Here is a 13,698-nt window from a genome sequence, read left to right on the forward strand (position 1 = left end):
ATCATTTTTCCTTCGCTTTTCCGTTCGTTTTTCCGTCACGAAGTACCGAAGTGGGTAACCCCATGTCCGAAACAGCCCTCAAGGCTCCCGGCGCCGCCGCACCGAGCGGTGACGCCAACCGCTGGAAAGCGCTCGTCTTCATCGCGCTCGCCCAGCTGATGGTCGTCCTCGACGCCACCATCGTGAACATCGCCCTGCCCTCCGCCCAGCAGGACCTCGGCATATCCGACGGCAACCGGCAATGGGTCGTCACCGCCTACGCCCTCGCCTTCGGCGGCCTGCTGCTCTTCGGTGGTCGCATCGCCGACCTGTGGGGCCGCAAGCGCGCATTCGTCCTCGGCCTGACCGGCTTCGCCGCCGCCTCCGCGCTCGGCGGCGCTGCCACCTCCGGCGCGATGATGTTCGGCGCCCGCGCCCTCCAGGGCGTCTTCGGTGCCCTGCTCGCCCCGGCCGCGCTGTCCCTGCTCGCCGTGATGTTCACGGACGCCAAGGAGCGCGCCAAGGCGTTCGGTATCTACGGCGCCATCGCCGGTGGCGGCGGTGCCGTCGGCCTGATCCTCGGCGGCTTCCTCACCGAGTACCTGGACTGGCGCTGGACCTTCTTCGTGAACATCCCGTTCGCCGTCGTCGCCGCGCTCGGCGCCTACTTCGTCATCCGTGAGCCGGAGGGCGGCCGCAACCGCTCCCCGCTCGACGTCCCGGGCGTGATCCTGTCCACCCTCGGCCTGGTCGCCCTCGTCTACGGCTTCACCCGCGCCGAGTCCGACGGCTGGGGTGACACCCTGACCGTCTCCCTCTTCGTGGGGTCCGCGGTACTGCTCCTCGCCTTCGTGCTGGTCGAGGCCAAGGTCAAGGCTCCGCTGCTGCCGCTGCGCGTGGTCACCGACCGCAACCGCGGCGGGATCTACCTCTCCCTCGGTCTCGCGATCATCGGCATGTTCGGTCTGTTCCTCTTCCTGACCTACTACCTGCAGATCGTGAAGGGCTACTCCCCGGTCAAGACCGGCTTCGCGTTCCTGCCGATGATCGCGGGCATGATCACAGGCTCCACCCAGATCGGCACCCGGCTGATGACCCGCGTCCCGGCCCGGCTGCTGATGGGCCCCGGCTTCCTGGTCGCCGGTCTCGGCATGCTGCTGCTGACGCAGCTGGAGGTCGACTCCTCGTACGCCGCCCTGCTGCTGCCCGCGATGCTGCTGCTCGGCCTCGGTATGGGTACGGCGTTCATGCCGGCCATGTCCCTGGCCACCCAGGGCGTCGAGCCCCGGGACGCCGGTGTCGCCTCCGCGATGGTCAACACCTCGCAGCAGGTGGGCGGCGCGATCGGCACCGCCCTGCTGAACACGATCGCCGCCTCCGCGACGACGTCGTACGTCAAGGACCACATCGCCGGTGCGGCCTCCAAGCCGCAGCAGCAGCTGGTCCAGCTGCAGGGCCTGGTGCACGGCTACAGCGCGGCGATCTGGTTCGCCGTGGGCATCCTGGCGCTGGCCTCGCTGATCGCCTTCACCTTCGTCAACGCCGGGCGCCCGGACCCCACCACCCCCGTGATCTCCGGAGAGGGCGTCGAGGACGAGGTGCCGGTGCCGGTGGTCGCCCACTGAGCGCCCGTACGGTGATTTAGCGGAGCCAGGGCAGGTCCGCACCCGCTTCGTTGGGCTGGAGGCCCTCGGCGACGATCTCCATGATCTCGCCGAGGGCCTTCTGCTGTTCCGGGTTCAGCCGCTCGAACAGGGCCTGGCGTACGGCGGTCACATGGCCCGGCGCGGTCCGGCGCAGCACCTCGGCGCCCTCGTCGGTGAGCACCGCGAGCTGGCCGCGCTTGTCGGAGGGGCAGTTCTCGCGGTGGACCCACCCGTTCTTCTCCAGGCGCGCGATCGCGTGCGACAGCCGGGAGCGGGTGATCTTCGACTGCATCGCCAGCTCGGTCATCCGCAGCCGGCGGCGCGGGGCCTCGGCGAGGCTGACGAGCAGGCCGTAGTAGATGTGCGGCATGCCCGCATCGCGCTGCAGCTGCCGGTCGAGGTGGTCCTCCAGCAGGGTGGTGGCGTGCATGTAGGAGCGCCAGACGCGCTGCTCCTCGTCGGTGAGCCAGCGGTGCCCGCCCGCGGAGTCCGGTGCCGTGTTCATGTGTCCCACTGTACGAGGCATCTCCTTGAAACTTGAACAAGCTGGGCGTAATCTGCCCAAGTAAAGCTTGAGAGTTAAAGCAATGAGCATCAAGCAACGAGCCTATGGGAGCCGCCGTCGTGTCCGCCGCCACCCAGGAGCGCATGCCCGCCCTGTACCTCAGCCATGGCGCCCCGCCACTCGCCGACGACCCGGTCTGGCCCGGCCAGCTCGCCGCCTGGTCCGCCGACCTGCCCCGCCCCAAGGCGATCCTCATGGTCTCCGCCCACTGGGAGGAGGCCCCCCTCGCCCTCGGCGCCACCGAGACCGTCCCGCTCGTCCACGACTTCTGGGGCTTCCCCGAGCACTACTACCAGGTCCGGTACGCCGCCCCCGGCGCGCCCGAGCTGGCCGAGTCCGTCCGCAAGCTGCTGCGCGCCCCCGGCATCCCCGTCCAGGACATCCCCGACCGCGGCCTCGACCACGGTGCCTACGTCCCCCTGGTCGAGATGTTCCCGGCCGCCGATATCCCCGTCCTCCAGATCTCCCTGCCCACCCTGGACCCGGTCCGTCTGATGGACATCGGCCGCAAGCTCGCCCCGCTGCGCGACGAGGGCGTGCTGCTCGTCGGCTCCGGCTTCTTCACCCACAACCTGGCCGCGCTGCGCCACGCAGGCGGCGGCGTGCCCGGCTGGTCCTCCGAGTTCGACGACTGGGGCCGGCGCGCCCTGGAGGCCCGCGACTGGGACGCCCTGCTGGACTTCCTCCACAAGGCCCCGGCCGGCCGCTACGCCCACCCGCGCACCGAACACTTCGCCCCGCTCTTCGTCACCATGGGCGCGGCGGAGGCGGGCGGTGAGCTGGATACGCAGAAGGCGGTGATCGACGGGTTCTGGATGGGCCTGGCGAAGCGGTCGGTGCAGTTCGGCTGATCAGACGCCCTGGTTCGTGGGCGATCCGACGCCCTGGTTCGTGCGCTGTTCGCCCTGGTTCGTGGGCTGTTCGTGGGCCGTCCATGGGCTAGAGGTCCTTCTCGTACCAGGCCACGTCCCAGTAACGGCCGAACTTGCGCCCGACTTCGCGATAGGTGCCGACGTGCCGGAAGCCGAAGCGTGCGTGCAGCTGCTCGGAGGCCTCGTTGGGCTGGGCGATGCCGGCGTAGGCGCGGTGCACGTCCTCCTCGGCCAGGGCCTTGAAGAGGGCGTCGTAGAGCAGGGTGCCGATCCCGCGGCGGCCGGCGTCCGGGGCCACGTACACCGAAGTCTCCACGGATGTCGCGTACGCGGGCTTCGGCCGGTAAGGGCTGGATGTGACGTACCCCAGAATCTGCTGAGAGTCCCTGTCCGTGGCAACCATGAGGCGGTACGGGCCGTCTTCCGGGTGGGAGAGCAGCCAAGGGCGGCGCTCTTCCGCAGTGAAGACCGCCGTGTCGAACGTGATGGGCGTCTCACGTACGTAGTGGTTGTAGAGGGCCGTGAGGGCATCGAGATCTGCCTCGACTCCTGGCCTGACCTGCACCTCTGTATGTGCGGACGACATCACGCCTCCCATGTGGCGGACAGGGTACTGCATGATCAGAAAAATAGGGGCGCGGGTTGGGAATTCTGTCCGGATTCCAGTCGTTGTTTCCCACGGATGCAGGGCACTCGAGGAGAGTCCCAGAGACAGTCCTCGGGAAGCCGAGCGTTCGTTAGGACCACCCGCCAGCCCACCATCGCAAGGGAGCACGCATGGCAACCCGTGCCGTCGCCCGTCGTAAGTCCGCCACTGGCGAGACGGCCGACTCGGCAAGCAGTGTTCGCGTCCACGGCGGCGAGATCGCCGACCGTGACCTGGTCGGCATGTACCTCGACGAGATCGCGCGTACGCCGCTGCTCGACGCCGCCAAGGAAGTCGAGCTGTCCCAGACCATCGAGGCGGGTGTGTTCGCGCGGCAGGTCCTCGACGGCGAGGAGGAGTCCAAGACGGACGCCACGCGCGAGGAGCTGGAGGCCCTGGTCGCCGCCGGCGAGCGGGCCAAGGACGTCTTCATCCGCTCCAACCTCCGCCTGGTCGTGGCCGTGGCCCGGCGCTACCCGCGCGCCGGTCTGCCGCTCCTCGACCTCGTCCAGGAGGGCAACGCCGGTCTGGTGCGCGCCGTCGAGAAGTTCGACTACCGCAAGGGCTTCAAGTTCTCGACGTACGCCACCTGGTGGATCCGCCAGGCCATCACCCGCTCCATCGCCGACCAGTCCCGCACGATCCGGCTTCCCGTCCACCTCGTGGAGGAGCTGGGCCGCATCCGCCGTGTGCAGCGGGAGTTCAACCGCGAGCACGGGCGCGACCCGGAGCCCGCGGAGATCGCCGCCGAGCTGGGCTCGACGCCGGATCGCGTGATCGACGTGCTCGACTGGGCCCGTGACCCGGTGTCGCTGAACATGTCGGTGGACGACGAGGGGGAGACGCAGTTCGGCGACCTCCTGGAGGACACCTCGGCGGTGTCGCCGGAGCAGTCGGTGCTGACGCTGCTCCGCAGTGAGGAGCTGGACGACCTCATCGGCCGCCTGGACCAGCGCACGGCCTCCATCATCAAGATGCGGTACGGCATCGAGGACGGCCGCGAGCGCACCCTGACGGAGGTCGGCAAGGAGCACGGTCTGACGCGCGAGCGCATCCGGCAGATCGAGAAGCACGCGCTGCTCGAACTGAAGAAGCTGGCGCGGGGCACCGGCTTCGACGCGGCGGCGTAAGCGGACCGGACCGGAGTGGATCGGACCGGAGTGGATCGAAGAGGACAGGGGCGGAGCGGATCGTGTACGTGCGCGTACGAGTGCGTACAGCCGTGTACGACCGCGTACGCCCAGTGGCGAAAGACGGCGCAAACATGGCGCACTACCGCCGCTTCAACTCCGGGGTTCGAGGGAACAACCCTTCAGGGCCCAGGAGTTGGGGCCCCGGGCCCGCACTCCCACCCTTCGCAGACACCCCACACCTGGCACGACGAGCACGTCGCACGACCTGGCTGCACGAGGACTCGGTACGGCTGAGCGGTAGGACCGCCCGCGGTAGTACCCACCGTGGAAGTACTGCTTGCTCGGTGTGACCCATCCGGCCGGTCGGTAACCGACCGGCTGACATACGCTCCGCCGTTCGGCCGAGACCTGGTTCAGCCGGCACCCTGTTCGGTCAACACCTGATCCGACTCGCCAGTGAGTGATCCGACCCACGTTATGAGCCACGTCCCGACGCCACCCCCCCCCGGCGGCGGGACCTTCCCCGAGCCGGGCTTCGGCGCCTACCCCCCCCAGGCGCCGGAGCCCGGCTTTTTGCTTTCTGCTGGTGGCTGGGCGGCCTCACGCTGAAGCGGCGGGCCACCCCGTACCTGAACCCCGGGGTGGCCCGCCGGATGGCAGATTCTGCCACATCGGCATAGCCTGCCGAGGTGAGCACCCCCAGCACCACCGGCAACACCGCCCACCAGCCAGTTTCCGCCTCCTCTCCGGCGTCCCTCACCGAACGCCGCAAGGCGGAGACCCGCATGGAGATCGCCCGCGCTGCAGCCGCCCTCTTCGTCCGCCAGGGCCTGCGCGCCACCCGCGCCGAGGACATCGCCCAGGCGGCGGGCATCGCCCCGCGCACGTTCTACCGCTACTTCGCCTCCAAGGAGGAGGCCGTGGCCCCCCTCTACGCGGCCGGCGCCCAGCGCTGGACCCAAGCGGTCCGCGAGGCCCCGCCCACGCTCACCGTCCCGGAAGCCCTGAGCCACGCGGTCCAGCACACCCTCACTCCCGGCGTCGGCGTCTCGGCGGCGTCCTGGGAGTGGGTCCGCACCCTCATCCACCTGGCCGACGCGAGCCCCGCCCTGCGCAAGGTCTGGGCGGAGGTCTGCCAGGCCTCGGAGGGAGAGCTGGCACGGGTCCTGGCGGAGCGCTTGCCGCAGCCCGCAGGCGAACCCCGGGCCGCCGCCGCGGAAGACAACGTTGCCCACGACCCGTCGATGCCCCCGCCCGTCCCCCCACTTCTCCGCTTCGCAGCGGCGGTGGCCGGCGCCGCCATCCGCGTAGCCGTCGAATCCTGGTCCACCACCACCTCTCCACCCACAGGCCCCAACGGCCCAGCGGCCCTTGCCCTGCACAACCTGGAAGCCCTGCGGGGGTTCGAGTGGGGAGCGGGAGCGGGAGCGGGAGCGGGAGCGGGAGCGGGAGAGGGCGAAGGGGAGTAGGAAGGCGATCCGGCTGGCCCTACGCGGCGTACGTAGCTGGGGTGGTGCCGACCGGGCAGCGGCTGACGTACGGAGCTGCGGGCAGTCGTGCCGCTTGGGGCGGCCCGGGTGGGCCCAGCGGCACCCCGCCAGCGTGGGCAGGCGAAACCCACCCCCGCCCAGCCGCAGCACTGGGCGCCTGAAGCCGACCTCGGCCCAGCCACAGCGCCGGGCACCTGAAGCCGACCCCCGCTCAGCCCCAGCCCCAGCACCACGCACCCGAACCCCGCCTACACGCCCCGCGCCCCCGCCCGACTCAACCGCCCACCCAACTCCCGTACACACTCCACCAGCTCACCCGGCCCCCGAACCTCAAACTCACACCCCACCATCGCCAACCGCACCGCCAGCCACTCCACCGCCTCCCCGCTGCTCCCCCGCAACACGCACCCACCCGCCCCGTCCGCCTCCGGCACCCCCACCCACCCCGGCACCTCGGCGGACACCACCTCCACCGACCCGGCGAACCGCACCTCGAACTCGTACGTCTCCTGCCGCCGCCGCCGAATCGACCGCCGCAGATACTCCGCCGCACTCCCCGCCGGCAGCTCACGCGGAGCGAACCGCACACCGGTTGCGAACGGCTCCCGTACCCGGTCCACCCGGAACGTCCGCCAGTCCTCGCGCCCGAGGTCGTACGCGACGAGGTACCACCGCTGTCCCGTCGAGACCAGCCGATGCGGCTCGGTCAGCCGCCGCGACTCACTGCCGTCCTTGTCCCGGTAGGCGAACCGCAGCCGCTCCCGCCCCGCCACCGTCGACGCCATCACGGTCAGCGTCTCCGGCGCGATACTCGCCCCGTCCCCACTGGTCAGCGCCGTCGTCGCAGCCTGAAGCGTCGACACCCGGTGCCGCAACCGCGCCGGCAGCACCTGCTCCAGCTTCGCGAGCGCCCGCACCGACGCCTCGTCCACCCCCTCCACCGCGTGCCCGGCCCCGGCCCGCAGCCCGACCGCGATCGCCACCGCCTCCTCGTCGTCGAGGACCAGCGGTGGCATGGCCTTCCCCGCGACCAGCCGGTACCCGCCGTCGGCGCCCTTCGTGGCCTGCACGGGATAGCCCAGCTCCCGCAGCCGGTCGATGTCCCGCCGCACGGTACGGCGGGACACCCCGAGCCGGTCGGACAGCTCGCCACCGGGCCACTCGCGCGGTGTCTGGAGGAGGGAGAGCAGCTGAAGGAGCCGAGCCGGAGTGTCCGTCGTCATACCTTCGAGCATGCCGCAGAAATAGGACACGATCTGACCTAATGGGGTTCTAGCGTGGACGCATGACCTCCACGGAACAGACCCTCAGCACTCAGCAGGACCCAGGCGACCGCCGCCGCTGGTTCGCGCTCGCGATCGTGATGACCGCGGCCTTCATGGACCTCGTCGACGTCACGATCGTCAACATCGCGATCCCCTCGATCAAGCAGCACGAGGGCGCCTCCTTCAGCCAGATCCAGTGGATAACCGCGGGATACGCCCTGGCCTTCGCCGCCGGCCTGATCACGGGCGGCCGGCTCGGCGACATCCACGGCCGCCGCCGGATGTTCCTCATCGGCGTCGGCGGCTTCACCCTGGCCTCCGCCCTGTGCGGCTTCGCCGCGAACCCGGAGATGCTGGTCGCCTCCCGCTTCCTTCAGGGCGGCATGGCGGCGATGATGGTTCCGCAGGTCCTGTCGATCGTGCACGCCACCTTCCCCGCCCACGAGCGCGGCAAGGTCTTCGGCCTCTTCGGCGCGGTCGTCGGCCTGGGCGCGGTCTCCGGCCCGCTGCTCGGTGCCCTGCTGACGGAGTGGAACCTGTTCGGGCTCGAATGGCGCCCGATCTTCCTGATCAACCTCCCCGTCGGCATCGCCGCCTTCCTCCTCGGCCGCCGCTACATCACCGAGTCCCGCGCGCCGAAGGCGCTGAAGCTGGACCTCGTCGGTGTCGCGCTGGTGACGCTGGGCCTGCTGATGCTGCTCTACCCGCTCACCCGCGGCCGTGAGCTGGGCTGGCCGCTGTGGGGGTACGTGTCGATGGCCGGCGCGCTCGTCGTCTTCGCGGCGCTGGTGGCGTACGAGCGGCGCAAGGCGGTCCGGGACGGCTCCCCGCTGATCGAGCTGTCGCTGTTCCGCGTGAAGAGCTTCGCCGCCGGCATCGCCGTACAGACCGTCTTCGGTGTCGCGCTCGGTATCTTCTTCCTGGTCTGGACGCTGTACATGCAGGTGGGGCTGGGGTGGAGGCCGCTGCGGGCCGGCCTGACCGGCGTGCCGTTCTCCCTCGCGGTCTCGACGGCGGCCGGCATGTCCGTGCAGAAGCTGGTCCCGCGCTTCGGCCGCAAGGTGCTCCAGGCGGGCGCGCTGGTGATGGCGGCGGGCGTCCTCGTCTACCTCTGGGAATCCCACCGCTACGGCCTCGGCATCGCCTCCTGGCAGATGGCCCTCCCGCTCGTCGTGATGGGGGTCGGCATGGGCCTGATCGTCGCCCCGCTGACGGACGCGGTGCTCTCGGGGGTGCCGCAGGAGCACGCCGGCTCGGCGTCCGGCCTGATCAACACCGTGCAGCAGATGGGCAACGCGCTCGGCCTCGGGCTGGTCTCGGTGGTGTTCTTCGGTGTGATCGGCGACCGGCTGACCCCCGCCCAGGTGGGCCCCGCCTTCGTGAACGGCTTCCAGCACGCCCTGTGGTGGGTGGCCGGAGTGATGGGCGTGATCTTCCTCCTGATGTTCGCCCTGCCGAAGCGGTCGGCCCAGCACCTGGAAGGCGGCGGCGAGGGCGCCGGTGAGCAGCTCTCCATGGAGGACGAGGAGCGCGAGCTGGTGCACTGAGCGCAGCCGGCGAGCACTGCCGCTGAGCCCTGCTGCTGAGCCCTGCTGAGGAAAGGCCCGGTACCTGGTGGTACCGGGCCTTCTGCATGCCTGCCCGCAGGGGCGAGCTACGCAGTCCGTTCATGCCCGTTTCGAGTCCGAACCTGTTTACTTTCCGGAAATCCGAGCGTAGCCTCCAAGCGAAACCACACGTTCGGGCATGAGCGAGAAATGACTCGGAGGCGAAGGGACATGTACGCACCGGAGCGGCAGCAGGAGATCCTCCGGATCGCCCGTGACGGCGGCCGGGTGGACGTGCTGTCACTGGCCGAGGAGTTCCAGGTCACTGCGGAAACGATCCGTCGGGATCTGAAGGCCCTCGACCGCGCCGGCCTCGTCCGCCGGGTGCACGGCGGCGCCATCCCGGTCGGCCGCCTCGACTTCGAACCGGACCTCACCGAACGCGAGTCCACCGCCGCCGACGAGAAGGACCGCATCGCCAAGGCCGCCCTCGCCGAACTGCCCACCGAAGGCACGATGGTCCTCGACGCCGGCACGACGGTGGCCCGGATGGCCGCGGCCATCCCCCTGGAGGCCTCCCTCACTGTCGTCACACACAGCCTGCCGATCGCCGCCCGCCTGGCCGACCACCCGGGCATCCAGCTCCACCTGGTCGGGGGGCGCGTACGGCACCGCACGCGCGCCGCCGTGGACGCCTGGGCGCTCCGCGCGTACGCCGAGATCCGCGCCGACGTCCTGTTCGTCGCCGCCAACGGATTCTCCGCCGAGCACGGTCTGACCACCCCCGACCTGGCCGAGGCCGCGGTCAAGCGCGCGGCCGTCGCCGCCGCCCGCCGAGTCGTCCTCCTCGCCGACTCGTCCAAGCACTGCCAGGAGCACTTCGCCCGCTTCGGCGACCTGAGCGACGTGGACCTGCTGATCACCGACAGCGGGCTGAGCCCCGAAGACGCCGCCGCGATCGAGCGCGGTGGCACGGAAGTAGTGCGCGCATGATCCTCACCGTCACCCCCAACCCGTCCCTCGACCGCACCTACGAGGTCCAGAAGCTGAAGCGCGGCGAGGTCATCAGGGCCGAGACCGAGCGCATGGACCCCGGCGGCAAGGGTGTGAACGTCTCGCGCGCCGTCGCAGCCGCCGGACGGCGCACGGTTGCCGTGCTGCCCCTGGGTGGTGCGCCGGGGGCGCTCGTTGCCGATCTGCTCGACGCGCAGGGCATCGAGGTCGCGCCGGTCCCGGTCGCCGGTGCCACCCGCTCCAACATCGCTCTCGCGGAGGCGGACGGGGTGCTCACGAAGATCAACGCTCCGGGCCCGGAGCTGTCGCCGGCCGAACAGGAACTCCTCCTGGAGACCGTCCACGAACAGTCCGGGCATGCCGAATGGATCGCGTGCTGCGGGAGCCTGCCTCAGGGGCTCGCGCCCTCGTGGTACGCCGACGTCGTCACGCGGGCGCACGCCGGGGGCGCACGTATTGCCCTGGACACCTCGGGGCGTGCGCTCCTTGAGGCGCTGCGCGCGCGGCCCGACGTGGTGAAGCCGAACGCCGAGGAGCTCGCGGAAGCGGTCGGGCGCCCCCTGGCGACCGTGGGCGACGCGGTGAAGGCGGCCGAGGAGTTGCGCGCGATGGGCGCGCGCGCCGTGCTCGCGAGCCTGGGCGCCGACGGGCAGCTGCTCGTGGACGACGACGGCGCCTGGTTCGGCAGCGCGAGCGTCGACACCGTGCGCAGCAACGTGGGCGCCGGCGACTCCTCCCTCGCGGGCTTCCTGATCGCCGGCGGCAGCGGCCCGGACGCCCTCGCCTCCGCCGTCGCCCACGGCGCCGCCGCCGTCCAGCTTCCGGGCAGTGAGATGCCGACCCCCGCCGACCTGGACCCGGCCGCGGTGACGGTCACGGCCGACGTCCCGGTCGACCGCGAACTGACGGAGCCGGTGTCATGAACGTCGTCCACATCCCTACGGCCAGGCGGTCGGTCCCGCTCCGACCATCGGCCATGAAGCGGCGAGGCTCCCCGTTACTCGTCGCGTCCGCGGGTCGGCAGGGCACCCTGAGCCGCTCTGCCGCCCCCAGGAGGCGGGGTCTCCCCGGCCCCGCCTCCGCCCAACCCGCCGACTCCCCCCACGGCACCCCCGTCCCCACCCCCGCCCACCCCACTCCCCGGGCGATACGCGTGCATAGGAGCCCGCGATGAGCGACATGATCACCGCGGACCTGGTCGACCTCGACCTGTCCGCCGACTCCAAGGAAGCAGCGGCGCGCGCCCTCGCCGAGCGCATGGTGGCCCAGGGCCGGGTGACCGACCTGGAGGGCTTCCTCGCCGATGTGGCCGCCCGAGAGGCCCAGATGCCGACCGGCCTCGACGGCGGCATCGGCATCCCGCACTGCCGCAGCCCCCACGTCACCGAGCCGACGCTCGCCTTCGGCCGCAGCGCCGCCGGCATCGACTTCGGCGCGGCGGACGGTCCCGCCGACCTGATCTTCCTGATCGCGGCCCCGGCCGGCGCCGACGACGCCCACCTGACGATCCTTTCGTCGCTCGCCCGGCAGCTGATGAACACCGAGTTCACGGACGCCTTGCGGTCGGCGGCCGACGCGGGGACGGCAGCGGCGTTGATCCGCGGGGAGGAGTCGGAGAAGGCGCCGTCGGCGGAGGGCGCGGAGGGCGCAGTGGGCGCAGGTGAGGGCGCTGCTGAGGGCGCGGGTGGCGCGGCGGGCGCCGGAGCTGGCGCCGACGCCGGGGGCGCGCAGGGAACTTCGAGCGCTGTCCAGGGCGCCGTGGGCGCCTCCGAAGACACCGCTGCGGCGCCGGGGGCGGCCTCCGCCGACGCCGCAGCGGGCAGTACGGCGCACGCGCCAGGCGCGAGCGCCACGGCGCAGGCAACCACCGCGCACCCCGGCGCCGACTCGGGATCCGACGCGGACGCCGGCTCCGGCTCCGGCGAACGCCCCTTCCGTGTCGTCGCCGTCACCTCTTGCCCGACCGGTATCGCCCACACCTACATGGCCGCCGAGTCGCTGGAGAACGCGGGCCGCGAGGCGGGCGTCGAGCTGAGCGTCGAGACGCAGGGCTCGGCCGGTTTCACCCGGCTCGACCCGGCGGTGATCTCGGCTGCGGACGGCGTGATCTTCGCGCACGACGTCCCCGTACGCGACAAGGACCGCTTCGCGGGCAAGCCGACGGTCGACGTCGGTGTGAAGGCGGGCATCAACCGCCCCGCCGATCTCATCGCGGAGGTCCGCGGGAAGGCGGCGCGCGGCGAGATCAGCGCGCCGGCGTCCGCGTCCGGCGGCACGCCGGTCGAGCGCACGGGCGACTCCGCCGAGGGCTACGGCACCAAGCTCCGCAAGTGGTTGATGTCCGGCGTGAGCTACATGGTTCCGTTCGTCGCCGCCGGCGGCCTCCTGATCGCCCTCGGTTTCGCGATCGGCGGCTGGAGGGTCAACAAGGCGCCGTCGGTCATGGAGCACTTCGTATGGACCCAGACCGGCAGCTGGGGCGCGCTGCTGTTCCAGATCGGCCTGGTGTCCTTCAACTTCCTCATCCCGGTCCTGGCCGGCTACATCGCCTACGGCATGGCCGACAGGCCAGGCCTGGTCCCCGGCTTCGTCGGTGGCGCGATCGCGTTCACGATCAACGCCGGGTTCCTGGGCGGCCTCGCGGCCGGTCTCATCGCCGGTGGTGTGGTGATGGCGATCCAGAAGGTCAACATCCCGGCGGCGTTGCGCGGGATCATGCCGGTGGTGGTGATCCCGCTGATCTCGTCGGCGATCGTCGGCTTCCTGATGTTCGTCGTGATCGGCAAGCCCATCGCCTCCGCCCAGAAGGGCATGACCGACTGGCTCAACGGCCTCACCGGCAGCAACGCCATCCTGCTCGGCGCCCTGCTCGGCCTGATGATGTGCTTCGACCTGGGCGGTCCGGTCAACAAGGTGGCCTACACCTTCGCCACGGCCGGCATCGCGGTCGCCAGCCCGAGCGACTCCGCGATGAAGATCATGGCTGCGGTCATGGCGGCCGGCATGGTCCCGCCGCTGGCCATGGCCCTGGCGACGACGGTCCGCGGGAGGCTCTTCACACAGACCGAGCGCGAGAACGGCAAGGCTGCCTGGGTGCTGGGCGCCTCCTTCATCTCCGAGGGCGCCATCCCGTTCGCCGCGGCGGATCCGCTGCGGGTCATCCCGTCCGCCATGGTGGGCGGCGCGATCACCGGCGCCCTCTCGATGGGCTTCGGTGCCACCCTGCGCGCCCCGCACGGAGGCATCTTCGTGGTCCCGCTGATCGGCAACCCGTTCCTCTACCTGATCGCCATCGCGGCCGGCGTGTGCGTCACCACAGCCCTGGTCGTCCTCCTCAAGGGCATGCGCAAGCAGACCCCGGAAACCACGGCCGCCGGCCCCGCCGCTGGTGCGGCCACCGGGACGAAGGAGACGAAGCAGCCGGTGGCCGCCTGACGGGTGCCGCCGCCTCTTGTCCCTTTGGTGAGCTGTGAGTTGTTCACGGCACCTGCGAGATACGTCACGGTCCGGGGCCAAAGTCCCGGACCGTGGTGTCTACTGG

At 71.1% G+C, this 13,698-nt stretch carries 11 protein-coding genes; 8 read left to right on the forward strand and 3 right to left on the reverse strand.

The window, feature by feature from the left end:
• The first annotated feature begins 62 nt into the window (after positions 1 to 62).
• Positions 63 to 1,604, forward strand: coding sequence for an MFS transporter (locus ABZ471_RS04300; protein ID WP_359062217.1), 1,542 nt, complete (start codon positions 63 to 65; stop codon positions 1,602 to 1,604).
• 16 nt (positions 1,605 to 1,620) lie between these two features.
• Here the strand turns inward: ABZ471_RS04300 and ABZ471_RS04305 are convergent, their stop codons facing one another.
• Entirely contained in the window at positions 1,621 to 2,130 is a 510-nt protein-coding gene (locus ABZ471_RS04305) for a MarR family transcriptional regulator (protein WP_359062219.1), read from the reverse strand.
• Between the two features lie 119 nt (positions 2,131 to 2,249).
• On the opposite strand from ABZ471_RS04305, the gene ABZ471_RS04310 reads away from it, so the two are divergent.
• Positions 2,250 to 3,041: a class III extradiol ring-cleavage dioxygenase gene (locus tag ABZ471_RS04310; protein WP_359062221.1), complete on the forward strand. Its 792-nt coding sequence runs from the start codon at positions 2,250 to 2,252 to the stop codon at positions 3,039 to 3,041.
• Between the two features lie 88 nt (positions 3,042 to 3,129).
• Here the strand turns inward: ABZ471_RS04310 and ABZ471_RS04315 are convergent, their stop codons facing one another.
• Positions 3,130 to 3,648, reverse strand: coding sequence for an N-acetyltransferase family protein (locus tag ABZ471_RS04315; RefSeq protein WP_359062281.1), 519 nt, complete (start codon positions 3,646 to 3,648; stop codon positions 3,130 to 3,132).
• A 191-nt stretch (positions 3,649 to 3,839) separates the two neighbouring features.
• On the opposite strand from ABZ471_RS04315, the gene ABZ471_RS04320 reads away from it, so the two are divergent.
• The gene (locus ABZ471_RS04320) at positions 3,840 to 4,838 is read left to right on the forward strand and encodes a sigma-70 family RNA polymerase sigma factor (protein ID WP_359062223.1); all 999 of its coding nucleotides are present in this window, start codon (positions 3,840 to 3,842) and stop codon (positions 4,836 to 4,838) included.
• Between the two features lie 788 nt (positions 4,839 to 5,626).
• Entirely contained in the window at positions 5,627 to 6,310 is a 684-nt protein-coding gene (locus tag ABZ471_RS04325; protein ID WP_359062283.1) for a TetR family transcriptional regulator, read from the forward strand.
• 269 nt (positions 6,311 to 6,579) lie between these two features.
• On the opposite strand, the gene ABZ471_RS04330 is transcribed toward ABZ471_RS04325, so the two are convergent.
• Complete coding sequence (locus ABZ471_RS04330) at positions 6,580 to 7,554, reverse strand: YafY family protein (protein ID WP_359062225.1); 975 nt, start codon at positions 7,552 to 7,554, stop codon at positions 6,580 to 6,582.
• A 62-nt stretch (positions 7,555 to 7,616) separates the two neighbouring features.
• Between ABZ471_RS04330 and ABZ471_RS04335 the strand changes: the two genes are divergently transcribed.
• From ABZ471_RS04335 to ABZ471_RS04350, 4 genes are all read left to right on the forward strand, one after another.
• Positions 7,617 to 9,143 carry an MFS transporter gene (locus ABZ471_RS04335; RefSeq protein WP_359062227.1) on the forward strand — a complete coding sequence of 509 codons (1,527 nt, stop codon included), beginning with the start codon at positions 7,617 to 7,619 and terminating at the stop codon, positions 9,141 to 9,143.
• 231 nt (positions 9,144 to 9,374) lie between these two features.
• Entirely contained in the window at positions 9,375 to 10,136 is a 762-nt protein-coding gene (locus ABZ471_RS04340) for a DeoR/GlpR family DNA-binding transcription regulator (protein WP_359062229.1), read from the forward strand.
• Positions 10,133 to 11,080: a 1-phosphofructokinase gene (pfkB, locus tag ABZ471_RS04345; protein ID WP_359062231.1), complete on the forward strand. Its 948-nt coding sequence runs from the start codon at positions 10,133 to 10,135 to the stop codon at positions 11,078 to 11,080. The genes ABZ471_RS04340 and pfkB overlap by 4 nt, the downstream gene beginning before the upstream one ends.
• 247 nt (positions 11,081 to 11,327) lie before the next feature.
• Complete coding sequence (locus ABZ471_RS04350) at positions 11,328 to 13,592, forward strand: fructose-specific PTS transporter subunit EIIC (RefSeq protein WP_359062233.1); 2,265 nt, start codon at positions 11,328 to 11,330, stop codon at positions 13,590 to 13,592.
• Positions 13,593 to 13,698 lie beyond the last annotated feature (106 nt).

This window comes from Streptomyces sp. NPDC005728, from assembly GCF_040630895.1.
Taxonomy (GTDB): domain Bacteria; phylum Actinomycetota; class Actinomycetes; order Streptomycetales; family Streptomycetaceae; genus Streptomyces.

Excerpts from the sequence above, each read along its gene's own strand:
- ABZ471_RS04300 (WP_359062217.1), top strand. The coding sequence starts at position 63 with ATGTCCGAAACAGCCCTCAAGGCTCCCGGCGCCGCCGCACCGAGCGGT.
- ABZ471_RS04305 (WP_359062219.1), bottom strand. The coding sequence starts at position 2,130 with ATGAACACGGCACCGGACTCCGCGGGCGGGCACCGCTGGCTCACCGAC.
- ABZ471_RS04315 (WP_359062281.1), bottom strand. The coding sequence starts at position 3,648 with ATGTCGTCCGCACATACAGAGGTGCAGGTCAGGCCAGGAGTCGAGGCA.
- ABZ471_RS04320 (WP_359062223.1), top strand. The coding sequence starts at position 3,840 with ATGGCAACCCGTGCCGTCGCCCGTCGTAAGTCCGCCACTGGCGAGACG.
- ABZ471_RS04325 (WP_359062283.1), top strand. The coding sequence starts at position 5,627 with ATGGAGATCGCCCGCGCTGCAGCCGCCCTCTTCGTCCGCCAGGGCCTG.
- ABZ471_RS04330 (WP_359062225.1), bottom strand. The coding sequence starts at position 7,554 with ATGACGACGGACACTCCGGCTCGGCTCCTTCAGCTGCTCTCCCTCCTC.
- ABZ471_RS04335 (WP_359062227.1), top strand. The coding sequence starts at position 7,617 with ATGACCTCCACGGAACAGACCCTCAGCACTCAGCAGGACCCAGGCGAC.
- ABZ471_RS04340 (WP_359062229.1), top strand. The coding sequence starts at position 9,375 with ATGTACGCACCGGAGCGGCAGCAGGAGATCCTCCGGATCGCCCGTGAC.
- pfkB (WP_359062231.1), top strand. The coding sequence starts at position 10,133 with ATGATCCTCACCGTCACCCCCAACCCGTCCCTCGACCGCACCTACGAG.
- ABZ471_RS04350 (WP_359062233.1), top strand. The coding sequence starts at position 11,328 with ATGAGCGACATGATCACCGCGGACCTGGTCGACCTCGACCTGTCCGCC.